23 protein-coding genes and 1 pseudogene are annotated in these 22,210 nt (G+C 70.2%); 8 read left to right on the forward strand and 16 right to left on the reverse strand.

Going from position 1 to position 22,210, the window contains the following annotated elements; genetic code table 11:
* Positions 1-45: 45 nt before the first annotated feature.
* The 4 genes from ACWD3E_RS07985 to ACWD3E_RS08000 are packed head-to-tail and all read right to left on the reverse strand — an operon-like array spanning position 46 to position 5,931.
* Complete coding sequence (locus tag ACWD3E_RS07985; RefSeq protein ID WP_451386681.1) at positions 46-1,377, reverse strand: MFS transporter; 1,332 nt, start codon at positions 1,375-1,377, stop codon at positions 46-48.
* Positions 1,374-2,585, reverse strand: a complete 1,212-nt coding sequence (locus ACWD3E_RS07990) for a type III PLP-dependent enzyme (protein ID WP_451386682.1) — start codon at positions 2,583-2,585, stop codon at positions 1,374-1,376. The genes ACWD3E_RS07985 and ACWD3E_RS07990 overlap by 4 nt, the downstream gene beginning before the upstream one ends.
* Complete coding sequence (locus tag ACWD3E_RS07995) at positions 2,582-4,294, reverse strand: IucA/IucC family protein (RefSeq protein ID WP_451386683.1); 1,713 nt, start codon at positions 4,292-4,294, stop codon at positions 2,582-2,584. Before ACWD3E_RS07995 ends, ACWD3E_RS07990 begins: the two co-directional genes overlap by 4 nt.
* A 47-nt stretch (positions 4,295-4,341) precedes the next feature.
* Positions 4,342-5,931 (reverse strand): IucA/IucC family protein, encoded by a 1,590-nt coding sequence (locus tag ACWD3E_RS08000; protein ID WP_451386684.1) that lies wholly within the window; start codon positions 5,929-5,931, stop codon positions 4,342-4,344.
* A gap of 416 nt (positions 5,932-6,347) precedes the next feature.
* Here ACWD3E_RS08000 and ACWD3E_RS08005 point away from each other — a divergent pair, with 416 nt between their 5' ends.
* Positions 6,348-7,109 (forward strand): response regulator transcription factor, encoded by a 762-nt coding sequence (locus ACWD3E_RS08005; RefSeq protein ID WP_451386685.1) that lies wholly within the window; start codon positions 6,348-6,350, stop codon positions 7,107-7,109.
* Positions 7,106-8,596, forward strand: coding sequence for a sensor histidine kinase (locus ACWD3E_RS08010; protein WP_451386686.1), 1,491 nt, complete (start codon positions 7,106-7,108; stop codon positions 8,594-8,596). Before ACWD3E_RS08005 ends, ACWD3E_RS08010 begins: the two co-directional genes overlap by 4 nt.
* Positions 8,597-8,621: 25 nt before the next feature.
* Here ACWD3E_RS08010 and ACWD3E_RS08015 read toward each other — a convergent pair whose 3' ends face one another.
* From ACWD3E_RS08015 to ACWD3E_RS08030, 4 genes are read right to left on the reverse strand one after another with little or no spacing between them, the layout of a single operon-like run.
* Entirely contained in the window at positions 8,622-8,828 is a 207-nt protein-coding gene (locus ACWD3E_RS08015) for a hypothetical protein (protein ID WP_451386687.1), read from the reverse strand.
* Between the two features lie 53 nt (positions 8,829-8,881).
* Positions 8,882-9,658 carry a multicopper oxidase family protein gene (locus tag ACWD3E_RS08020; protein WP_451386688.1) on the reverse strand — a complete coding sequence of 259 codons (777 nt, stop codon included), beginning with the start codon at positions 9,656-9,658 and terminating at the stop codon, positions 8,882-8,884.
* The gene (locus ACWD3E_RS08025; protein WP_451386689.1) at positions 9,625-9,789 is read right to left on the reverse strand and encodes a hypothetical protein; all 165 of its coding nucleotides are present in this window, start codon (positions 9,787-9,789) and stop codon (positions 9,625-9,627) included. Before ACWD3E_RS08025 ends, ACWD3E_RS08020 begins: the two co-directional genes overlap by 34 nt.
* 32 nt (positions 9,790-9,821) lie before the next feature.
* Complete coding sequence (locus ACWD3E_RS08030) at positions 9,822-10,283, reverse strand: MarR family winged helix-turn-helix transcriptional regulator (RefSeq protein WP_451386690.1); 462 nt, start codon at positions 10,281-10,283, stop codon at positions 9,822-9,824.
* Positions 10,284-10,413: 130 nt separating this feature from the next.
* Between ACWD3E_RS08030 and ACWD3E_RS08035 the strand changes: the two genes are divergently transcribed.
* The 5 genes and pseudogenes from ACWD3E_RS08035 (at position 10,414) to ACWD3E_RS08055 (ending at position 13,652) form a co-directional block, all read left to right on the forward strand.
* Positions 10,414-11,199 (forward strand): alpha/beta fold hydrolase, encoded by a 786-nt coding sequence (locus tag ACWD3E_RS08035; RefSeq protein ID WP_451386691.1) that lies wholly within the window; start codon positions 10,414-10,416, stop codon positions 11,197-11,199.
* 102 nt (positions 11,200-11,301) lie between these two features.
* A pseudogene (locus ACWD3E_RS08040) lies at positions 11,302-12,450 on the forward strand (acyl-CoA dehydrogenase family protein); the annotation flags it as partial.
* Between the two features lie 38 nt (positions 12,451-12,488).
* Positions 12,489-12,947, forward strand: coding sequence for an RrF2 family transcriptional regulator (locus tag ACWD3E_RS08045; RefSeq protein WP_451386692.1), 459 nt, complete (start codon positions 12,489-12,491; stop codon positions 12,945-12,947).
* A 239-nt stretch (positions 12,948-13,186) separates the two neighbouring features.
* A complete protein-coding gene (locus ACWD3E_RS08050) occupies positions 13,187-13,438 on the forward strand; it encodes a DUF6400 family protein (RefSeq protein WP_451386693.1) in 252 nt (83 codons plus the stop codon).
* The gene (locus tag ACWD3E_RS08055; RefSeq protein WP_451386694.1) at positions 13,422-13,652 is read left to right on the forward strand and encodes a hypothetical protein; all 231 of its coding nucleotides are present in this window, start codon (positions 13,422-13,424) and stop codon (positions 13,650-13,652) included. Before ACWD3E_RS08050 ends, ACWD3E_RS08055 begins: the two co-directional genes overlap by 17 nt.
* 2 nt (positions 13,653-13,654) lie before the next feature.
* Here the strand turns inward: ACWD3E_RS08055 and hypE are convergent, their stop codons facing one another.
* The 7 genes from hypE to ACWD3E_RS08090 all read right to left on the reverse strand — a co-directional run bounded on the left by hypE (position 13,655) and on the right by ACWD3E_RS08090 (position 20,440).
* On the reverse strand, positions 13,655-14,758 hold the full coding sequence (hypE, locus tag ACWD3E_RS08060; RefSeq protein ID WP_451386695.1) for a hydrogenase expression/formation protein HypE: 1,104 nt from the start codon (positions 14,756-14,758) through the stop codon (positions 13,655-13,657).
* Entirely contained in the window at positions 14,751-15,935 is a 1,185-nt protein-coding gene (gene hypD / locus ACWD3E_RS08065; RefSeq protein WP_451386696.1) for a hydrogenase formation protein HypD, read from the reverse strand. Before hypD ends, hypE begins: the two co-directional genes overlap by 8 nt.
* Positions 15,932-16,252: a HypC/HybG/HupF family hydrogenase formation chaperone gene (locus ACWD3E_RS08070; RefSeq protein WP_451386697.1), complete on the reverse strand. Its 321-nt coding sequence runs from the start codon at positions 16,250-16,252 to the stop codon at positions 15,932-15,934. The genes hypD and ACWD3E_RS08070 overlap by 4 nt, the downstream gene beginning before the upstream one ends.
* Positions 16,253-16,262: 10 nt before the next feature.
* Positions 16,263-18,734, reverse strand: coding sequence for a carbamoyltransferase HypF (hypF, locus tag ACWD3E_RS08075; RefSeq protein WP_451386698.1), 2,472 nt, complete (start codon positions 18,732-18,734; stop codon positions 16,263-16,265).
* Positions 18,731-19,426 carry a hydrogenase nickel incorporation protein HypB gene (gene hypB / locus ACWD3E_RS08080; protein WP_451353809.1) on the reverse strand — a complete coding sequence of 232 codons (696 nt, stop codon included), beginning with the start codon at positions 19,424-19,426 and terminating at the stop codon, positions 18,731-18,733. The genes hypF and hypB overlap by 4 nt, the downstream gene beginning before the upstream one ends.
* Before the next feature lie 2 nt (positions 19,427-19,428).
* Positions 19,429-19,836, reverse strand: a complete 408-nt coding sequence (locus tag ACWD3E_RS08085) for a hydrogenase maturation nickel metallochaperone HypA/HybF (protein WP_451386699.1) — start codon at positions 19,834-19,836, stop codon at positions 19,429-19,431.
* A gap of 181 nt (positions 19,837-20,017) precedes the next feature.
* Positions 20,018-20,440, reverse strand: coding sequence for a LysR substrate-binding domain-containing protein (locus ACWD3E_RS08090; RefSeq protein WP_451387115.1), 423 nt, complete (start codon positions 20,438-20,440; stop codon positions 20,018-20,020).
* Between the two features lie 132 nt (positions 20,441-20,572).
* Here ACWD3E_RS08090 and ACWD3E_RS08095 point away from each other — a divergent pair, with 132 nt between their 5' ends.
* Positions 20,573-21,280 (forward strand): SDR family oxidoreductase, encoded by a 708-nt coding sequence (locus ACWD3E_RS08095; RefSeq protein ID WP_451386700.1) that lies wholly within the window; start codon positions 20,573-20,575, stop codon positions 21,278-21,280.
* 112 nt (positions 21,281-21,392) lie between these two features.
* On the opposite strand, the gene ACWD3E_RS08100 is transcribed toward ACWD3E_RS08095, so the two are convergent.
* Entirely contained in the window at positions 21,393-22,088 is a 696-nt protein-coding gene (locus ACWD3E_RS08100; protein ID WP_451386701.1) for a TetR/AcrR family transcriptional regulator, read from the reverse strand.
* Positions 22,089-22,210 lie beyond the last annotated feature (122 nt).

A 22,210-nucleotide genomic window follows, 5' to 3' on the forward strand; every position in this document is an offset into this window, starting at 1 on the left:
AACGAAGTGGATACGCGGTGGCTGCAGACGTCGGTGACGAGGGCGTCAGAGGTCGGTCGACCGGTCCCCTGCCGGTTGGGCTGACATGAGGGGTGACGCGGTAACCGAGGCGGCTCTCGTGATCCGGGAGAGCCGTCGGATTCGCCCTGTCATGAAGGCGGAGACAGCGAGCGCGGAGGACGCCGAGACGAGCCCGGCAAGGACCAGGCTGGATCGGGCGCCGAGGGCGTCCGACACCAGGCCGACCAGCGGGGCGCCGATGGGAGTGCCGCCGAGGAGGACGAGGAAGTAGACGGACATGACACGGCCTCGCACGTGTGGGCCGGCATGAAGCTGGGTCAGCGCGTTGGCGGTGCAGGTCACGACCGCTGCGGCGAAGCCGGTAGGGATCAGCAGAGCCATGAACGTGCCGTAGCCCGGCATCAGGCCCAGCGCAGCCTCCAGTCCCCCGAAGACCACCGAGGTGGTGACCAGACGTCGTGCGGTGGGCAGCTTCCCACAACTCGCGTTGCGGATCGCGCCGATGAGGCTGCCCGCAGCGTAAGCGGCGGAGAGGTAGCCGAAGGCGGCGGCGCCTGTGTGGAAGACCGTGACGGCGACGAGCGAGATGGTGACCTGGAAGTTGAGGCCGAAGGTGCCGACGAAGGCGATGAGGGTGATCGGCAGGAGCAGTTCCGGGGTGGAGGTGATGTCGCGGAACGCGTCGCGCAGTCGGGTACGGTCGGGTCGGCACTGTCCGTGGTTGCCTGACTCGTCCGACTCATCCGACTCATTCGACTCGTCTGTGCGAATGGTGATCAGGCCGTAGAGGACGGCCAGGTACGAGGCGGCGTTCACGAGGAATACGAGGCCCATGCCGAAGGCGGCGACGGTCAGGCCGGCGAGGGCGGGGCCGAGGGTGCGGGCCACGTTGAACTGGGCGGAGTTCAGGCTGACCGCGGTGGCCACGCGCTCGCGGGCGACCAGTTCGGAGATGTACGCGTTACGGGCGGGACTGTCCACGGCGGTGGCGGTGCCCAGGGCGAAGGCCAGCGCGTAGACCGACAGCAGGTTCACTGCCCCGGTGACGGTCAGCAGTCCGAGCAGGAGTGACTGCAACCCCATGACTGTCTGAGTCAGGAGCAGAAGCCGCCGCTTGGGGTACCGGTCGGCCAGGACGCCTCCGGTCAGACCGAACAGGGTCTGGGGCAGGAACTGCAGCGCGGTCACCACGCCGACCGCACCGCCACTGTTGCCGGTGATGTGGAGGACGAGCAGGTCCTGGGCGGCACGCTGCATCCACGTGCCGATGTTGGAGGTCAGCTGTCCGAGCAGGTAGCGGCGGAAGTTCCCGACAGTGAGTACGGCCGTCATCGGCATGCGGGAGCCCGCACTCATGACAGCTGATGGGCGTACGTGCCCGGGACGGACGCCTCCGCGTCGTCGAGGTGGCGGAAGGTCGGGTGGGGGTGCATGAGGAACGCGTGGTGGGAGATGTTCCAGGCGTAGGCGCCCGCCATGGCGAAGGCGACCCGGTCGCCGACGCGCAGCCGTTCGACCATGACGCGGCGTGCCAGGACGTCCTTGGGCGTGCACAGCTGTCCGACCAGCGTCACCGGCTCGTCACGGGCCTCTGGGCGCTCCCAGGGCCGGAGCCAGATGTCGTCCGGGATCACCTCGAAGGGCTGGTCGTGCTGTTTTGCTGCCGGGGTGCGGAGGTGGTGGGTACCTCCGCGCAGGACGGCGAACGCCTGCCCTCGGCTGAACTTGATGTCCAGGACCTGTGTGACGTACCAGCCGCAGTACGCGGTGACCGAGCGGCCGGGTTCGATCCGCAGCGTGAGGTGAGGGTGGCGGGCCAGGATCGGGCGCAGACCGGCACCGAAGGCGGGCCAGTTGAACTTCCTTTGCGGATGGCTGTAGTCGACGCCCATCCCGCCTCCGACGTTGACCTCGGCCAGGTCGATGCCGCGTTGCTGAGCCCAGTCCTCGGCCCAGGTCAAGATCCTTTCGACAAGGGCCAGTTGGGCTGGGGACTGCAGTCCGCTGGCCAGGTGGAAGTGGAGGCCGCGCAGTCGGATGCCCGGGGCGGAGGCGATCGTCTCCAGACAGTGCTCCAGCTGCGCGGGATCCATACCGAAGGGGCTGGGGTGCCCGCCCATGGCGAGCGCGACCTGGCCGAGGTCGACCGGCAGGTTGACGCGCAGCAGGGCGTCGACGGCCCGGTCGCCCAGCAGGGCGGTGAGGAGGCGTAGTTCGTGTGCGCTCTCGATGTGCAGGCGGTCCACTCCGGCTTCCAGTGCCTGGTCCAGCTCCGTCTGCGTCTTGCCGGGGCCTCCGAAGGCGATCGGCACATCGGGAGCGAGCGCGCGGACGTGGCTCAGTTCGCCGCCGGAGGCCACCTCGAACCCGTCGACGTGCCCGGCCAGCGTCCGCAGAATCCGGGGATCGGCGTTGGCCTTGGCCGCGTACAGCAGCTCGACACCTTCCGGCAGTGCGGACCGGATCGCGTGCACGTGCTCGCGCAGGCCCGGCAGGTCGTAGACGTAGGCGGGCAGCTCGTCGTCGGTCATCCGGCCGACATGGTCGAGCACTGCGGAACTCACCGGATCACCTCGCGGGGGAAGTCCGCGCCGAGCGGGCTGGGCAGGGGGACGTAGGTGGCGTGCCGGTCGGCCTCGCGGGACCAGCGCAGGAGGAGGTTGGCCTTCGCGGGCAGCGGTACGCCGGACAGCAGGGCGCGCAGGCGTGGCGGTTCGGCGGCGGTGCGGGCGTAGGCGTCGAGGCGGTCCCGGACCAGGCCCCAGAGGGCGGGTTCCAGCGTCGGCTCGATGTCGGCGAGGGCGCCGAGCAGTTCGGCGATGTGATTGACCAGGAGGCAGTACGCGACCCGGTTCCAGCCGCGTTCGGGATCGTAGGTGAGGGGGCCCCGGACGTTCTCGGGCAGCTCTCCGAGGGTGCGCTGGTGATGCCCGGGCAGGAGCTTGGTGCCCTCCAGGTCGCGGAAGAACATCTGCGCCGGGGTGCCGTCGGCGTTCACACCGACAACGACGTTCTGCAGGTGAGGCTCCAGCACGACGCCGTGCTCGAAGTAGGCGGCCAGCACCGGTGGCAGCAGGAGCCGCAGGTACGTGTCCCACCAGGCAAGCAGGTCCCCGTCGCCGCGGGCGAGCAGGTGAGAGACGTGGGCTGTACTCGTGGGGTACTCGTCCGCCACCGCGGCGGCGAGCAGGGGGGTCACCCCGGGACGCAGGTGGTGGCGCAGGCCGGAGCGGACGATGACACCGAGGCCCTCCAGGAGGGCGGTGTCGCCGGTGGTGTCGAGTGTGCGATAGCCGGGCTCGGCCAGGAGCGCGCATCCCGGGAAGCGGCCGGCGAGCTCGGCGAAGACCGGCTGGAGCAGCCGGTTGAGGGTGACGGCGCCAGTGAGTTCGTAACTGGCGTGCCTGCGCACGCAGTTGGTGAGACGAACGTTCAGGCTGAACTTCAGGAAGGTGTCACTGTCGGGGTGGTAGAGGGTTCGCACCGATGCGGTCGGCACCAGCTCCGGCCCGCTCACTCCGGTGTCGACGACATCGCCGGAAGCCAGTGCCTCGCGGAGCCGGTCGTGGCCCTGCAGCAGCCGGTACTGCCAGGGGTGCACCGGCAGTATCGCGAATTCCGGGTCTGCCGTCGGGTACAGCACATCCATCTCGTGCAGCTCGCCCTCCTCGCGCACGAGAGGGCGGCGCACGGCGAGGTAGCGCAGGCGAAAGCGTGCGCCGGTCTCCGGGCCGTACGCCAGCCAGTCCACCGGATCGCCGGTGCGGGCCTTCGGAGTGGGGTGGAAGCGATGGCCGAACACCAGGGACTGCTCAGACGCCACGTACGGGTCCGCGTGCGGCGTGGTGCCCGCCCGTTCTTCCAGCGTGGTGCGGATCGTCTCTCGGCTGTCTGCCACCTGGCTCAGGAACTCTTCGTTGGCGATACCCGTGCGCAGTTCCAGTTCGTCCTGGATGTGACCGGCCAGCTCGCTCCAACCAAGGGTCACCCAGGCGTCGTTGTCGAGCCGCTGCACCGGGCCCTGGAAGCGGTGCGCTCCGACCAGCGAGACGCGGCGCAGCCGGGAACGCAGCAGGATGCCCCGGCGGGGCAGACGCAGCAGGAGGTGCTCGCCGTCAGCAGTGACCTGATGCTCGGGGGCGGACACCTCGCGGATCAGGCAGTTGAGCAGCGTGTGGGCGGTGACGGTGTCGGCTGTGTGCACCGGTCCGGCGGCCGATGCGAGGACGGCTGTGGTGGCGGTGCCGGTGTTGGGGGCAGCGTTGGTGGTCATACGGTCTCTCCAGTGGGACGTGACGGACATACGCGACGGCACGGCGTTCAACGGAACAGCGTCAGGGGGTTGGGGACGGACGTCCACTGCGCTTTGTCCGGGCTCTCGGAGAGGCGCATGGCGATGGTCGCCTTCAGCGGCATCGTGTCGCCGAAGAACGCTGCCGCGTCCTCCTGGCCCGACAGGCCGGCGCACACCCGGCGGCCGACTTCGGCCACCGCACCCCACAGCTCTCGGGGATCAGCCGCCTGCGCCCGCGTGAGGACGTCGACGAGCTCGCTGAAGACTCCGCTGATCAGACCGCCGAACAGCTTGGTGTGCAGTGCGCCCACGTCGTCTCCCGCGCGGGTGCCGAGCAGCGGCGGCAGCGTGAAACCGCACCGGCCCAGGCGGCGTGGGCTGACCCGCACCCCGTCCAGATCCCGGTACAGCACCCGCACGGGCCGCCCGTTTCGCAGCACCACCAGGGTGTTCTGGCCGTGCGCCTCCAGGGCGACCCCCATCGACAGCAGCGTCAGTGCGGGCGGCAGGACGAGCGCTGCGAAGTCCGCCAGCCAGCGCACCGGATCTCCCGAGGCCACGGTGGCTCCTGTCGCATGGACGGCAGTGAGCGGAACCGCGATCTCCCCGGCGTCGAGGTAGCACTCGGTCGACTCCCGGATCATGGCCGACAGGCTCGCGGAAGGCTGCCCGTCCACACACACCGCCCCGCCGCCCAGCTCACGCAGGATACGAAGGCTGCCGCCGAACCCTGCCTTGTCGATGACGGCCGAGACCAGGTCGGACAGAGGGGGCCCGTCGGCGACCTCGGCCGGGGAAATGGTGCGCCGGTAATTCGTGACCTGAACGTCCAGCGCCGTCTTGATGTGGCAACCCGGCAGGACGCCCAGCGGTGCCAGGGTACGCAAGGACAGCAACGGCCGGGCCGGGATCGTCTCCTCCACGACGACCAGGTCGGGATGGTGCGCGAGCGCATGGTCCCGCTGCCAGGGGTGCAGCGGGACCAGGATCGTGTCGCCGTCACGCAGCTGCCGCGGCCAGACGCCGGCCCCCTGCCAGCGATCGGCAGGGACGCGGAGCAGCGCCAGCTGGACGATCGGATGGTGCTCCGGAGCGTAGGCGAGGACGTCGGCGATCGACATGCCGGTGCGTGTCCGGCAGCAGGGATGCTGCGGGTGACCGTCGACCACTGCCTGTTCGGCATCCGCCGAGTCGTTCAGGGAGGCCGCCCGGCCTGCGTTCGCGGCCCTGGCCAGGGCCAGGTTGACCACACTGTTGCCCAGCTCGACCGCCAGTCGCTGCGCCGCGGGGGTACGCAGGCCCAGTTGCGCCAGCAGCTGGGCCGGCCCCCTGACCGGCCCCTCGGGCCCGGATACGGCGAAGTCGTCGGGCACCTCGGCGAACGGCCGCGCGCATGGCTCTGCCGCCGAGAGTGAGCCGCCCCGTTGCAGCCCGACCACCAGGATGTCGGACTCCCGGCGGTGCCCGGTGAGGCCGGGCAGAGGTTCTCGTACGAATGCGCCCCACAGCCGGCCCAGCACGGTTGCACCTGCTCCCGGGAGCGCAGCCGTGAAGGGCTCCACCAGGTCCGGGCGCGTGCGGCGCAGCTCATCGACGGGCGTCTGGGACATCGTCATCGTCACCATCCTGACTGGAAAGGAATGACAGTCGGGCCATGCGCATCAGACGCTACGGAACGGCGATCAAGCGAATTACCAGAGCGAATACAAAAGTCATCCCGAAAGTCCTCACACAATGCGATCCGCTTCCTGCCCTTCAGTTGATTCCGCCGCAAGCACTCCGGTCGATGCGATATGACCCTGGATCAGTTTTCGACTGCGATTCGGATGACTGAACGTCGCAGAGAGCCTCTGGAACCACCCGGTGTTCGAGGTCTTGGCTCTCTCCTTACTCCACGCTGGCGACGTGCTGGATGTTGTCATCACGTCGCGTCCAGCGGTTACGTCGTACGAGTGGCGAAGAGATCACCGGCTCGGGGGAGGTTCCGGCGTTTGCTCCACCCGCTCCGGCCGAAGTCTGTGAGCCTTTCGGCATGCGTGTCTTGCTGATCGAGGACGACGACCGGGTCGCCGGACCGTTGATGGAGGGGCTGCGCCGTTTCGGGTTCACCGTGGAACACGCCAGAAGAGGGGCCGACGGCCTCGCCGCGCCGGAGGCGGCGATGGTGTTGTTGGACCTCGGGCTGCCCGACATGGACGGCATCGACGTCTGCCGTGCACTCCGGTCCCGCTCTTCGGTGCCGATCATCATGATCACTGCCAGAGATGACGAGGTGGACCGGGTTCTCGGTCTGGAGCTGGGCGCGGACGACTATGTCTCGAAGCCGTTCGGCGTACGGGAGCTGGTCGCCCGGATCCGTGCGGTCACCCGCCGCGCCCGGCCCGCGGTGCCGGCCACGCACCGAGAGGAGCCGGGTCCCTCGGAGGGCCTGGCACAGCGTGGGACGCCCGACGTGCAGCGGATCGGCCCGCTGACCATCGACCGCCGCACCCGTCAGGTACGGCTGAACCAGTCACCGATCGCTCTCGCGCCCAAAGAGTTCGACCTGCTCGTCTGCCTCGCCGAAGACCCCGGAGCCGTCTGCTCCCGCCGGCAGATTCTCGACACGGCATGGGAACCGAACTACTTCGGCCCCACCAAGACCCTGGACGTCCACATCGCCGCGCTGCGCCGCAAACTCGGCGACTCCTCCTGGATCGAGAACATCCGCGGAATCGGCTTTCGCCTCGTCCCTCCGGCACACGTCGATGCCGCGTCCGCGTCAGGGTCGGCGCGCGGCGGAGGGCCCCGGTGACGCGTCGGCTTCTGCTCAGCTATCTGAGCCTCATACTGCTCGTCCTGCTCGCGCTCGAAGTGCCGTTCGGGATTTTCTACGCCCGCAGCGAGCTGTCCCGCTTCTCCCACGCCGCTCAGCAGGGGGCGATGACGCTCGCCGAGGTCTGCGAAGACAAGATGGAGCACGGACTGGCTTCCGACCTGCCCGAACTGGCTCGCGCGTACGGGCGGCGAACCGGCAGCCGTGTGCTCGTCGTCGGCCGTAAGGGCGTGGTCCTCACCGACACCGCTGCCCTTGCTCCGGTCGGCAAGGATCTGTCTGGCGAGCCGGACATCTCCGCTGCACTGCGCGACCACCCGGCCGTCGGTACCCGGAGCGACCTCATTGCGGGCGGCGAAGTCCTCTTCGTCACCGTTCCGGGTGGCTCCGGCGCCACCGTCCCCTGTGTGGTGCGGACGGTGTACCTGCTCGAGCCGTTCAAGGAAAAGGTCCACGCCATCTGGCTGGCTCTCGCCGTCGTCGGGCTGGGGGTGCTCGCCGCCGTCACCCTGATCGGCTTCGCGCTCGCCCGCTCGATCACTCGCCCCGTCCGGGCCCTGGAACGCGCCACCGCCCAACTCGCCGAAGGCGGGATCACCGATCCGCCGGCCACCGATCACGGGCCTCCCGAACTGCGCCGCCTGGCTGCGTCGTTCACGAGGACCGCGACCCGGCTGCAGCACTTGCTCCAAGCTCAGCAGGCGTTCGCCTCCGAGGTGTCGCACCAGCTCAAGACTCCGCTGACCTCACTACGCCTTCGCCTGGAGAACTTCGAGCCGCACCTGGCCCCCTGCGCCCAGGACAGTCTCGACAAAGCACTCGCCGAACTGGAGCGGCTCAGCCGCATGGTGCAGGGACTGCTCGCGCTCGCCAGGCTGGAGAACTCCGCGATCAGGCCGGAGGCGGCCGATCTCGACGCCGTCGTCGCCGATCGCGCGGCCATCTGGACGGCCTTCGCCGACGAACAACACGTCGACATCATCGTCTCCGGAGCCGCAGCTGTTCGCGTGTGGGCGGTCCCAGGAGCACTGGAGCAGATCATCGACAATCTGCTCTCCAACGCGCTGCGCGTGTCCCCGCCGGGAACCGGCATCACTCTGGCCGTCGTCACAGCCCCGGGGGAAGGCGACCACACACCGCCCATGGCCGAGCTGCATGTGATCGACCAAGGGCCCGGCATGACCGCGGCCGAACGGCAGAGAGCCTTCGACCGGTTCTGGCGGGCCGCCGATGCCGACCACGACGGCACGGGTCTCGGCCTGCCGATGGTCCAGCGACTCACTCGCGCCAGCGGTGGTGAGGTCACCCTGGAGGCAGCCTCCGGCGGTGGGCTCGACGCCGTCGTCCGCCTCCGGTGCGCAGAGGGGCGCAATCTCCGGGAACGCCTGGGTACCGCGGCGGACGCTCACTTCGCAGCCCGGGCTGTGGGACCGCGTTCGACGGCTCGTGCGGGCCGCGGCGGCTGAGTCCCGCGCGGCGAGGGCCACACGCCTACGGCTGAGGGGCAGCGGGCGCTCCCGCGAGGCGGCCCACGGCGTTCAGGCCGTCGGGGGCGCCCGGCCAGTGCCGGGCGCGGGCGTCGGTGCCGGACTGCCGGATGACGGTGCGCAGCACCAGGGCTACGGCGATGGCGTCGTCGGCCGGCCAGGATCCACAGACAGGTTCGCGGCCCGCCTCGAGCGACCTCGCGGAACCCAAGGCGCGTGCGGCATGCACTGCTCTGGCTGCGGCGCTGGGGGCGCGATCACACCTCACACCACCTGGAAGTTGGCCATCATCGCCATGTCCTCGTGCTCCAGGTTGTGGCAGTGCAGCATGTACCGGCCGCGGTAGCCAAGGAAGCGGACCAGTACGTCCACGACCTCGTAGGGGCGGGCGTCGACCGTGTCCTTCCAGCCCGCGTCGGTGGGCTCGGGCGCCCGGCCGCCGCGCGACAGGACCTGGAAGTGGGCCAGGTGCAGATGCACGGGGTGGTGGAAGTCGCTGGTGAAACGCCAGCGTTCGACGGTGCCCAGGCGCGGCCGGGCCAGCACTTCCGAGGTGCTTAACGGGCGCCCGTTGATGGTCCACGCCTCGTCGCAGCGGCGGAAATCGAAATGCCGGGTGCCGACGGCCGACGCCGGGTGCAGGGTGGCGTACCGGGAGAGGCGGGCGGGGACGTGACTGTGATCCTTTTCCTTACGGGCGACACGGAAGCGCATGACCTGGTGCATGTGGCCGTCCGCCAGGGTGTTGACCAGGGTGACGTAACTGCCGACCGGGCATCCGGTGAAGTCCACGACCACGTCGAAGCGTTCCCCCGGCGCCATGGGGATGCCAGCCAGCGGCTGGGGAGCCGCCAGCAGACCGCCGTCGCCCCCGATCTGCACGAAGGGCAGCGTGCCACCGTGCTCCTTTTCCAGCACCAGGCGGTAGCGGCGGGCGTTGGAGGCGTTGAGCAGCCGCAGCCGGTGCCGGGTCGCGGAGACCTCGGCCACGGGCCACGGGGCGCCGTTCACCAGCTGGACGTCGCCGAGCACGCCGTCCATGCAGGCGTCCTCGACTCCGGGGTACCGGTGCAGGTCGGCGAGTGGCCGGGATACCGGAAGGAGCCGTCCTCCCCGAAGGAGCGGTCGCAGATCAGCAGCGGGATGTCCCGCTCTCCCCCGGGCAGCGGCAAGGCGTCCTCCTCCTGGTCGTGGACCTGTCGGCTCAGTGGGCGGCGGCGTCCGGATGGACGGCGTCGCGGACGATGCGCAGCGCGGTGTTCAGCGCGTCGAGTTGCTCTGCGGTCAGCCGGCCGGTGAACCAGTGCTCGATCGCGTCGAGATGGCCGGGAAGGATCCGCTCCAAGAGGTCTGCGCCCTCGTCGGTCAGGACCGCGTAGGTGCTGCGGCGGTCGTCGAGGCGGGCCTCGCGCCGGACCTCGCCGCGGCGCTGCAGGCGGTCGACGACGCGGGTGACGCCACTGGTCGAGAGGGAGGTCTGGGCGGCCAGGTCGCTGAGCCGCAGCCGCCGGCCGGGCGAACGGCTCAGCCGTACCAGGACATCGAAGTCCAGGGCCGACAGGCCGCCGAGGGTGGGCGCCAGCCGGGCGAGCAGCCCGTCGTGGGCTTCCAGGAGCAGCCCCATCGCAGTGAAGCGGGCGTCGTCGAAGAGATCCGGTGCGGGCATGACTGGAGCCTAGCAGCAGTACTTGCACTGCGGATAGTTGACATGAGGAATAACGACCATGCATAGTTGCGCCACGGAAATTCCGCGCCGCAACTAAATGGGCGCGTCGATCCACAGGGGAGAGATGACCATGGCCACAGTCGCCGCAGGAAACGCTCAGGTGCACTACGACGTGACAGGCACCGGACCGGCCCTCGTCCTGGTGCACGGCACCGGCTCCGCGGGCGCCGAGCTGACGTGGGGCCAGATCGCGCCCGGCTTCGCCGATCGACACACCGTCATCACACCCGACCTGTCCGGCACCGAGCAGACCACCGACGACGGCGCGCCGCTGACCATCGACGGCCTGGCCGAACAGGTCATCGCCGTCATCGAGGATGCCGGGACGGGCCCGGTCGACCTGCTGGGCTTCTCCATGGGCGCACCTGTCGTCGCCGCAGTCGCAGCCACCCGGCCCGATCTCGTACGGCGCCTGATCACGGTCGCCGGCTGGGCGCACACCGACGCCGACGAATACATGAGGAACCTCTTCACCCTGTGGCAGCGGCTCGGCCAGGTGGACGCCGAAAGCTTCGGCCGCAGCGTCACCATGACCGGCTTCAGCCGCGGCTTCCTCAACGCCATCGGCCGCGAAGAGGTCGAGAAGCTCGTGCCCAACATGCCGCCCACACCCGGCACCCTGCGCCATGTCGACCTGGATCTACGCGTGGACATCCGCCACCTGCTGCCGCGAATCCAGGCGCCGACACTGGTGGTGGGATGCTCCCAGGACGCCACCGTGCCCGTGGAGCACAGCCGGGCCCTGCACGCGGCGATACCGGGCAGCGCGTATGCCGAAATCGACGCCGGTCACGTCGCGTTCTTCGAAAAGCCGGACGACTTCGTAAAACTGGTCCGGGAGTTCATCACCTACTAGTCACCGCCTTGTGCGCGTCCAGCGCCGACGGGCCAGAGTTGTGGCTCTACCTCGCATGGGCACTGAGCAACTTCCCTACTTTTCCTATCGAATTACTAGGGAAGCCGCGAGGTGGCGGACGCCCTGGCCGCGGACGCGGTGGCCAGGGAGCAGGCAGGCAAGGTCCCGCTCGACGAAGTGTCCCTGCTGCGCGAGGCGGGACTGCTGACGCTCCTGACACCGGCCGAGTCCGGGGGAGGCGGCGCGGACTGGCCCACGGCCTACGCCATGGTCCGGGAGATCGCCGCGGCGGACGGTGCGATCGGTCAACTGCTCGGCTGTCATTACTTCACCTCGTGGAGCGCCCGGTTCTTCGCCAAGCCGGCTCTCGCCGCGCGGGTCGAGCGGCAGTCCGCGGAGGAACAGTGGTGCTGCGGTGGTGGTTTCGCCCGTCAGGAACCTCCTCTGACGCTGGCCAGGACAGCTGGTGGCCAGTTCCTCGACGGCCGGCAGAGCTACGCCACCGGGGTCCTGATCGCCGACCGCCTTGCTGTGCGGGCCGTGCGGGCCGACACCGGTGAACCCCTCGCCGTAGTTGTGGATCCCGCCCGTCACGGCGTGCGGATCGACGGCGGCGCCGACGCGTTCGGCCGGCGGCTCGCGGCCGGCGGAAGCGTGGATTTCGACGCCGTACCGGTCGCCGCCGACGACGTGCTCGGCTCCCTGGCAGCGGACGACGACAGCCTGTCCCCCCTGGCCGCCCTGGCGTCTCCGGTCGGACGTCTCGTCTCCGTCCAGTTGCTGCTCGGCATAGCCGAGGGAGTGCTCGCCGAGGCCCGTGAGTACAGCAGGACAGGTCACGCACCCTGGCGCCGCGCCTGGCCGGTGGGCACTCCCCAAGACCCGCAACTGCCGGCCGCCTATGGAGAAATCACCGTCCTCACCCGCTCGGCGTCCGCACTCGCCGATCAAGCCCTGGAAGCCGTGCGCGGCGGGCTGGTACGCGGCGAGGACCTCACCTACGACGAGTGCGCGGACATCTCCGCCCTCGCAGCCATGGCCGAAGCCGCCGCCTCCAGGGCCGTGCAGGAGTCCACCAACCGCGCTCTGGACACCATCGGCGCCCGCTCCACCTCCGCACGGCTGGGCTTCGACCGCTTCTGGCGCAATGCCCGGACTCACACGTTGTACGAGCCGGTCGCCCACCAACTCCGCGACGTCGGGGACTACTTCCTCAACGGCGCCCACCCGCCGTTCACCTTGCCCGCTTGACCCGGCACACCTTCGGAGCCGTACGGGATAATGTGCGCATGCGGATCTCAGCCAGGGCGGACTACGCGGTACGTGCCGCGCTGCAGCTCGCCGCGTCACCAGACGGCGGTCCCCTGAAGGCCGAGGCCATCGCCGAGGCCCAGGACATCCCGCACAAGTATCTCGAAGGCATCCTGAACGACATGCGCCGTGGCGGTCTCGTGCTCAGCCAGCGCGGCGGCAACGGCGGCTACCGGCTGGCCAGGTCCGCGGAGTCGATCAGCGTCGCAGATGTCATCCGCATCGTGGACGGACCACTGGTCTCGGTGCGCGGGGTCCGCCCGCCGGACCTGTCCTACACCGGTCCCGCCGAGTCGCTGCTCCCCCTGTGGATCGCGTTGCGGTGCAACGTGCGCGAGATCCTCGAGCGCGTCTCGCTCGCCGATGTCGCGTCGGCCCAGCTACCCGCCGATGTGTCCGCGCTGACCGATACTCCGGGAGCCTGGACAAATCCCTGACATGTTCCCCAGGGGCATGAGCTTGGCCACACAGGGGCCCGTGTCCGGCCTCGGCGTCCGAGCTGGAATATGGCGGAATGCACCTTATACGCGCATCGGGGTGCCGTATTTGCGAGGATTGTGCCCTGCGTCAGGTCGACGGGGCAGTGATGTCCACTCGGCTTCCGCACCCTTCCCCCTTCAGTGCCCGCTCTGGTACACGTGGCGGAATCAGTTCGATTTCGTCCGAAAGTGCCCCCATGATCCAGGACCCCGATCCCGACCACCTCACCTTCACGATCGACCTCACCGCCGAGGAGGCCCGGCGCCGGGCCGAGGTCGTGGCCGCGCTCGGGTCCGACTGGGACCCCGTGGAGGTCCTGCGCTCCGAGGAGGCCGCGTACGCTCTGCTCTACTCCGGCCTCGACGCCGAGCAGCAGCGGATTCACAGCATGCTGGTGGCGGCGGGCGTACTGCCCGGTCAGGAGCCGGGCCGTGCGTCTTCCGATTGACCCCCACGCCGACCCGGCCCGGCGCGCCTGGGTCGCCTGCCCGGGGTGCGACGACGCCCGCGACTGCGAGACCTGTCTGGACGGCCGCAACTGTCGGACGCACTGGCGCTATCTGATCGCGAACAAGGGGCCCCGGGTCCACCTGCAGTGCCCGAACTGCACCCACACGTGGACCCTCGACACCGCGCGAGAGCGGCGCGGCCCCCGGGGCTGACCTCAGCAGATCCGCGGCAGCTGCTCACCGAGCGGCATGTCCACGACGCGGGTGCCGCCGAGACCGGTACGGGCGACCACCATGCCCGGGTGCGCCTCGACCGCCTCGCCGATCACCGCCGCGCCGGCACCCATGGGGTGCGCGCGCATCGCGGCCAGCACGGCGTCCGCCCGGTCGCGCGGGACGAAGGCCACGAGCTTGCCCTCGTTCGCCACGTACATGGGGTCGAGTCCGAGTACCGCGCACGCGTTGGCCACCGCGTCGGGAACCGGCACCGACCGTTCGTTGAGGACCACGCCGGTGCCCGATGCTGCCGCGATCTCGTTGAGCGAGGCGGCCAGGCCCCCGCGTGTGGGGTCGCGCATCACATGCACGTCCGGTGTCACGGCGAGCATCGCCTCGACGAGGCCGCCGAGCGGCGCGCAGTCGCTCTCGATCTCGACACCGAACTCGAGACCCTCGCGCACGCTCATGATCGCCACACCGTGCACACCGATGGGACCGCTGACGATCACCACGTCACCGGGCACCACCCGCTGCGGACGCAGATCGACTCCCTCGGGGATCAGTCCGATTCCGGATGTGTTGACGTAGATGCCGTCCCCGTGACCGGCCTCCACGACCTTGGTGTCCCCGGTGACGACCTCTACGCCCGCCGTGCGCGCCGCCGCACCGAGGGCGTTCGCGACGCGGGCGACGGTGTCGGTCTCCACGCCCTCCTCCAGGATGAAGCCGCAGGAGAGGTGGCTCGCCCTGGCTCCGCTCATGGCGAGGTCGTTCACGGTGCCGTTGACGGCGAGGTCGCCGATGCTCCCGCCCGGGAAGAACAGCGGGCGCACCACGAAGCTGTCCGTGGAGAACGCCAGGCGGGCGCCGCCGATCCGGAGTTCGGCCGCGTCCGTGGTGTGCGAGAGGGCCGGTCCGCCGAAGGCCGGCGCGAAGAGGTGCTCGATCAGCTCGGCGGACAGGGCTCCGCCGCCGCCGTGGCCCATCACGATCCGGGACTGGTCCCGCAGCGGTGCCGGGCAGGTCCAGGCGAGCATGTCGGGCGCTCGTTCCGAGGCGGAAGCGCTGACGGTGCTGGTGGGGGTTGCGGTGTCAGGCAACGGGGCTGCCCTCCCGGGAAGCGGCGGTCGAGGACGGGGTGCCGAGGGAGGCGCTGTTCACGGCAGGGAGCCGCTGTCCCGGGGTTCCCGAATCGAGCCGCCGGTAGAGGTAGTAGGCGGCGCAGGCGCCTTCGCTGGACACCATCGTGGCGCCGAGCGGGGACCGGGGTGTGCACGTGGTGCCGAATGCCTCGCACTGGTTCGGTTTCAGCAGGCCCTGGAGGACCTCGCCGCTGCGGCACTCGGCGGGTTCCCGGGTGTCGATGCCCTCGACGGAGAAACGGTGCTCGGCGTCGTGGTCACGGTATCGGTCGGACAGTCGCCAGCCGCTGTCCGGGATCACGCCGATGCCCCGCCACGCCCGGTCGGTGACCTCGAAGACGTCGCTCAGCATCGCCTGCGCGGCCGGATTTCCCTCGGCCGGCACGGCTCGCGGATAGGCGTTTTCGACCGTGTGCTCGCCCCGTTCCAGCTGGAGCACGGTCAGGCGTACGCCCTCGAGGATGTCCAGCGGCTCGAAGCCGGTGACGACGATCGGCACTTGGTGTCTTCGCGCGAGCTCCGGGTACTCCGCCGTGCCCATCACGCTGCAGACATGGCCGGCTGCGAGGAAGCCCTGGACGCGGCAGTCCGGGGACCGCATGATCGCCTCGATCGCCGGGGGGACGCGTACGTGGGAGACGAGCAGGCTGAAGTTCCGGATGCCCCGCTTGCGTGCCTGATGGACCGTCATCGCATTGGGCGGGGCCGTGGTCTCGAAGCCGATGCCGAAGAACACCACCTCACGGTCCGGGTTCTGCTCGGCGATCCGCAGCGCGTCGAGCGGAGAGTAGACCACCCTGACGTCGCCGCCCTGCCCGCGCACCTGGAAGAGGTCGCGGCCCGTGCCGGGTACGCGGAGCATGTCCCCGAACGAGCAGAAGATCACTCCGGGGCGGGAGGCGATCTCCAGGGCCTTGTCGATGATCTCCAGCGGCGTGACACAGACCGGACAGCCCGGACCGTGGATCAACTCGATTTCGGCAGGGAGGAGTTGGTCGATCCCATGACGGATGATGCTATGGGTCTGTCCGCCGCAGACCTCCATCAGCGCCCAGGGCCGGGTCACCGTCGCACGGATCTCGTCGAGCAGCCGCCGCGCCAGCTCGGGGTTCTGGAACTCGTCGATGTACTTCACGGCCGCACCTCTCCGGCGACGCTGTCCTGCGCCTGCCCCTCGCTCTCCGCCGCCTCGGCGGCCGTGTCCCACGGGTCGCCGAACTCTTCCTGGAGCAGGCCGAGGGTTTCGAACAGCTCCAGCGTCCTCTTGGCCGACTCCTCGTCGAGCCGCTGAAGGGCGAACCCCACGTGCACGATGGCGTACTCGCCGACCTTCAGGTCCGGCAGGTACTCCAGGCACACCTCCTTGACCACACCGCCGAAGTCGACGGTGGCCATCCGGGTTCCGTCCCGGTCCTCCACGTCCAGCACCCGCCCGGGTACCGCCAGACACATACGGGTCTCCTCACTGTCGCTGTCCTGGCGCCTCGCCGGGCGCTTCCACGGCGGTGGCACGGGCCGCCACGACGAGCTGTCCGAGGGCCAGCCCGCCGTCGTTGGGCGGGATCAGGCAATGGCGCAGCACGGTGAACCCGTCCCGGCGCAGCCCCCGCGCGCAGGCTGTCGACAACACACCATTGACGAACACTCCCCCGGTCAACGCCACTGTCTCCACGCCGAGTTCGTCCCGCGCAACCGCGCAGACCTCGCGCACCAGGCATGCCACGGCTCGGTGGAAGCGCGCCGCGACGACGGCGGCGGGGGTGCCGCCGCGTACGTCGTCGACTACCGCGGCCAGCAGGGGCGCGGGGTCGGCGGTGAGCGGGTCGCCGGGTCGGCGCGCGTCGAGCCGGAAGCCGTAGCGGGGGTCGTGCTCGGTGTCCGGTGCGCGCAGGGCGGCGGCTTCCAGCTCGATCGCGGCCTGCGCCTCGTATCCGGCGTGGTGCCGGATGCCCGCGAGGGAGGAGACCGCGTCGAACAGGCGGCCCATGCTGGAGGTCGGCACGCAGTTCACACCTCGCTCCAGCTGCTGTTGCAGGAGCCGGAGTTCGTCGGGCGGGCAGACGCCGGTGCAGGGCAGTGCGGGGTCGGCCGGCATTCCGGCGGCAGCGAGGTGGGCGAGGGCCATGCGGTAAGGGCGTCGTACGGCCGCGTCGCCGCCGGGCAGCGGTACGTAGGCGAGGTGGGCGAACCGGGAGAAGCCGCCGTAGTCGGCGAGAAGGAACTCCCCGCCCCAGACGGCGCCGTCGAGGCCGTAGCCGGTGCCGTCGAAGGCGACGCCGAGCACCGGACGAGTGCCGTCGAGACCGTTCTCGGCCATGGCGGCGGCGATGTGCGCGTGGTGGTGCTGGACGGGGACGACGGGCCGCCCGCCCGCGTGGCGCCTGGCCCAGTTCGCGGAGCGGTAGGCGGGGTGGCGGTCGGTGGCGAGCAGGGCGGGCCGCACTCCCGTGACGGATTCCAGCTGCTGCTCGGCGGAGGCCAGAGCGAGCTGGGTGGCGAGGTCGTCCATGTCGCCGATGTGGGCGGACAGCCAGGCTTTGCGGCCCTCGCCGAGGCAGAAGGTGTTCTTGAGGTCGCCGCCCACGGCGAGAGCGGGGGCTACGTCGACCGGAAGGGTCACCGGCAGGGGGGCGTATCCGCGAGAGCGGCGCAGGGTCAGCTGCTCCCCGTCGCAGACGCGGACGACGGAGTCGTCGCAGGGGACGTGGATGGGCCGGTCGTGCAGCAGCCATGCGTCGGCCAGGCCGGCGAGCCGGCGCAGTGCCTCCGTATCGTCGGTGACGATGGGTTCGCCCGAGAGGTTGCCGCTGGTCATGACGAGCAGTCGCGGTCCCTCGCCCTCCGGTGCGCCGAGGCCCAGGAGCAGGTGGTGCACCGGGGTGTAGGGCAGCATGAAGCCGAGGTCGGGGCTGCCCGGGGCGACGGCGGGTGCCGGGGCGGCGCCCGGGTGCGGCACGGCGTCCTCGCGGCGGCGCAGCAGGACCACGGGGCGGACGGGGCCGGTGAGAAGCTCGCGCTCGAGGGGGCCGAGGTGCACCAGCGGTTCGATGTCGGCGAGTTCGGCGGCCATCAGCGCGAAGGGTTTGTCGCCGCGTGCCTTGCGGCGGCGCAGTTCGGCCACGGCCGCGGGGTCGGTCGCATCGCAGGCCAGGTGGTAGCCGCCGAGGCCCTTCACGGCGAGGATCGCGCCGTCCGCGAGCATCCGTCGCGCCTCGGCGAGCGGATCGGTGTCCGTGCCGGGTGCCGGTGGGCGTGCGGGACCGTCGAGGGCCGTGATCAGGCGCAGTCGGGGGCCGCAGCGGTGGCAGGCGACCGGCTGGGCGTGGAAGCGCCGGTCCGCCGGGTCCTCGTACTCCCGTGCGCACTCCGGGCAGAGGGGGAAGCCGGCCATGGTCGTGTGGACGCGGTCGTAGGGCAGGCCGGTGACGATGGTGAAGCGGGGTCCGCAGTGGGTGCAGGTGATGAAGGGGTGCAGGTGTCGCCGGTCGGCGGGATCGGCGAGTTCGGCGAGGCAGTCGTCGCAGGTGGCCGTGTCGGGCGGGACGAGCGTGTGCACGGCGCCGCCCTCCTGGGAGGGCACGATGGTGAAGCCGCTGCCTCCGGTGGCGGCGACGTCCAGGGTCTCGACGGACTCCACGCGAGCCAGGGGCGGTGCCTCGGGGGCGATGCGAGCGCAGAAGTCCGCGACGTCCCCGGCGGCACCCTCGACCTCCGCGACGACTCCGTCCGCCGTGTTGGTGACATGTCCGGACAGGCGCAGCCCGGTTGCCAGGGCGTAGAGGTAGGGCCGGAACCCGACTCCTTGGACGACACCCCGCACGAGGACCCGGCTGCGCCGCGGGGCGGCCGCGGCGGCCGGACGCTGCGATGCCGCGGATTGCGCCCGCTCCTGTGGCGCAGCCGGTGCGGAGGGGCCTGGTGGGGCTGCGGTCATGCGCCGGCCCGGGCCATCACCGGGGCGTGGACGCGGGAGCCCTGGGCAACGGCCAGGGCCCGCTGGAGGAGCAGTCCGGCGCCCCGGTCGTCACGCACGGAGCTGAGAGCGACCTCGACGCCGGGGTTGACCTGCTCCACGTTCCGGCGGAAGGCCGTCTCGTCGAACTCGGCGGGTTCGGCCAGGTCGGCCTTGGTGACGATCACCAGGTGGGCGAGGCCGAACGCCGTGGGGTACTTCAGCGGCTTGTCCTCCCCTTCGGTGACCGAGGCGAGTACGACGCGCAGGGACTCGCCGAGGTCGTAGCCGGCGGGGCAGACGAGGTTGCCGACGTTCTCGACGAACAGCAGCCGGGTGGGCTCGGGCAGCCAGTCGTGCAGGTGCCGGGCGACCATGTCGGCTTCCAGATGGCACAGGCCGTCGGTCAGCACCTGCTTGACCGGGACGCCGGCGCGGGCCAGGCGTTCGGCGTCGTTCTCGGTGGCCAGGTCGGCAGTGATCGCTGCCGTGCTGACACCCTGTTCGCGCGCGAGGCGCAGCTCGCGCTCCAGGAGGGCGGTCTTGCCGCTCCCGGGGCTGGAAAGCAGGTTGACGACCGTGGTGCCGCGGTCGGTGAGTTCGGAGCGCAGGATCCGGGCCGCGGCGTCGTTCTTGGCGAGGACCGCCCGCTGGAGGTCGACTGCTCGGCACATGTTCAGCTCTCCTCGTAGGCAGGTTGGCGGATACGGTCGCCGGTCTCGGCAGGGTCGGTGGGTCCGGCCGCCCAACGGACCTCGCGGATGTGCAGTTCGCGACCGGAGACGAGCTCGACGGCGGCAGTGCCGCAGCCGGGGCAGAGCAGTCGGGGCGGCATGCCGACCGCCCAGTTCTGGGAGCACGGCTCGCAGCGGGCCGTGCCGGGCACGGTGTGGGTGATCAGCTCGGCGCCCGCGACGACAGTGCCCGCTGAGGCCAGTTCGAAGCAGAAGGCGAGCGAGTCGGGGACGACGCCGGCCAGTTCGCCGACGTCCAGGCGAATGCTGCTGACGCCGGTGGCCCGGCGGGAACGTGCCGCCGCCTCGACCTGCTCGACCACGGCGAGCGCGACGGACATCTCGTGCATCGGTCTCCGTCCTCGAGCCAGGGGATCGGCGCCATTACAGGACGGTCCGGGAGCGGGCGGCGGACCGGCACGCCGGAGGGGCACGACGGTGTCGTCCGTTCGGTGCAGCCGCGAGAGCACCGGTACCCGTGCACCTCTGGAACTCTCAATTCGGGAAGCTGAGGGTCCAGGGCCGCGGGTGTCAGCCCCAGGGGGTGCCGGCAGTCGCGGCCAGCACCAGCCGTTCATGAGGCGGTTCCGGACCGACAGGGCGCCAGACGAGGTCCGGATCTCCGGCCGAGCTGCTCCGGGGCCGGAGCGCGACCAGATCATCCTCACCGATGAGCCGATGGCGGAACAGCGTATGGCTGCCCTGATCGTCGGCAACCGTGTCAGGGGTCCAGCCGTGCTCGCGCAGGCGCGTGAGCACAGAGGCCACGTAGCCGGGGGCGCGTTCCGACGGAAACCACAGCAATCGCCGGCCGCGCAGTTCGGGCCAGGTCAGTTCCGGTCGGCCGGCGAGGGGGTGACGGCCGGACAGTACGACACCGAGCGGCTCGTCGTTGACCGTGCGCAGCTTCAGGCCCGAGGTGTCCACGGACATGCGCAGGATGCCGAAGGCCAGGGTCCGTGCCGACCCGCAGGGCGGCCGACTTCTATCACGGTCTGGGGTTCCAGGAGACCGCCGTCCATCTCAAGTGGTCCACTAGGTGATCGGGAAGCCGCTGAATTCGGCCGCGCAGCGAAGGGTGACGGCATGCAGATCCATGGGGCAACGGCGCTCGTGACCGGCGCCAACCGCGGGCTCGGGCAGACGATGGCCCGGATGCTTCTGCGACGCGGCGCCCGGCGCGTCTATGGCGGGGCCCGGGACCCGCGGTCGGTCGTGGAGGCCGGCGTGACTCCGGTCCGCCTCGACGTCACCGATCCCACCCAGGTGGCCGCAGCGGCCGAGACGTGCGCGGATGTGACCGTGCTGGTCAACAACGCCGGGGTCCTGACCGACAGCCCCCTGCTGGCCGCAACCGACCTGGATGCCGCCCGCACCGAGATGGAAGTCAACTACTTCGGCACGCTCGCCATGTGCCGCGCCTTCGCACCGCTGCTCATCGGCAACGCGCCCGGCGCCATCGTCAACGTGCTGTCCATCGCGAGCTGGTTCACCAACCCGGCGATGGGCTCCTACAGTGCCTCCAAGGCCGCGGCCTGGGCCCTGACCAACGGGATCCGCGACGAACTCCACGACACCGGCGTCCTCGTCGTCGGCGTCCACTGCGGCTACATCGACACGGACATGGCCGCCCATGTCGCCAGCCCCAAAAACACACCGGAAGCCATCGCCCAACAGGCTTTCGACGCCGTCGAAGCGGGCCGGACGGAAGTACTCGCCGACGAACGCACCCGACAGGCCAAGGCGGCCTTGGGGCTCCCTCGCAGCACAACAGCATCCGCCCGGCACCCGTAACACCGTGTTTGCCGGGGTTGGCGTCCAGCGTCCTCCGGACCCCCAGCAAGATGTCGGACATTGGACGTCCCTCGACAAGATCCCCGATTCCCCGGCCTCGCCACCCGACTGATCACCTACCGGCATGTTCAGCGCCATTGCCAGGACCTCTGAGCGCAAGTCCCTTCGACACTGGGAGGTGACCGTGCAGGAGGAGGCTGACGATCTGGTCCACCACCGCCTCGCCCGGCGCTTCGCGGTTCACCGCGGCCAGGTAGACGACGGTTCCGGAGTAGACGTCGACCATCAGTGATGTATCGGTGTCCGGCGGCAACCGACCTTCGAGACGGGCTCGCTCCAGCAGTTTCACGACCGACGCACGGCGGGGTTCGATGAGCTCGGCGAAGGCTCCGGTACCGGTGGGATCCTCGATCACATCGGCGAGAAGAGCCGGGAGGATCAGGCACGTGGGCATGGCGGAGACGAGCTCGATGGTGAGCCGGACGGCGGTGCGCAGGTCTGCTTCCAGGTCGCCCGTCTCGCGGATCGGAGGTAGGGGGACTTCCCCACTGAGGGCCTCGATCACCAGCGCGGCCTTGTTCGGCCACCACCGATAGATGGTGGCCTTGCTGACTCCGGCCCGCCGTGCGATGCCTTCGAAGGAAAGCCGCTGATATCCGACCTCGCCGAGTAGGTCCTTAGTGCCTCGGAGCACCGCTTCGTGGGATTCCCGGCGGCGCCGCCGGGAATCAGGCGCGATGGGGTCGGGCTGGGCGCACTCAGGAGCCAAAGGGTTCTGACGGCCGTTCTGCGGCCTGGGAGTAACCACCGCATGCCTCCCTTGTGAGCCACTGGTACACCCGTTGACTTTGCCCGAGAAGTGAGCCTATCTTGACGAAACGGGGCGTTTCGTACTGTATCGCCCATCTGTACTCAATAGTAAGATCTCGC

It is taken from the genome of Streptomyces sp. NPDC002676, assembly GCF_053592455.1.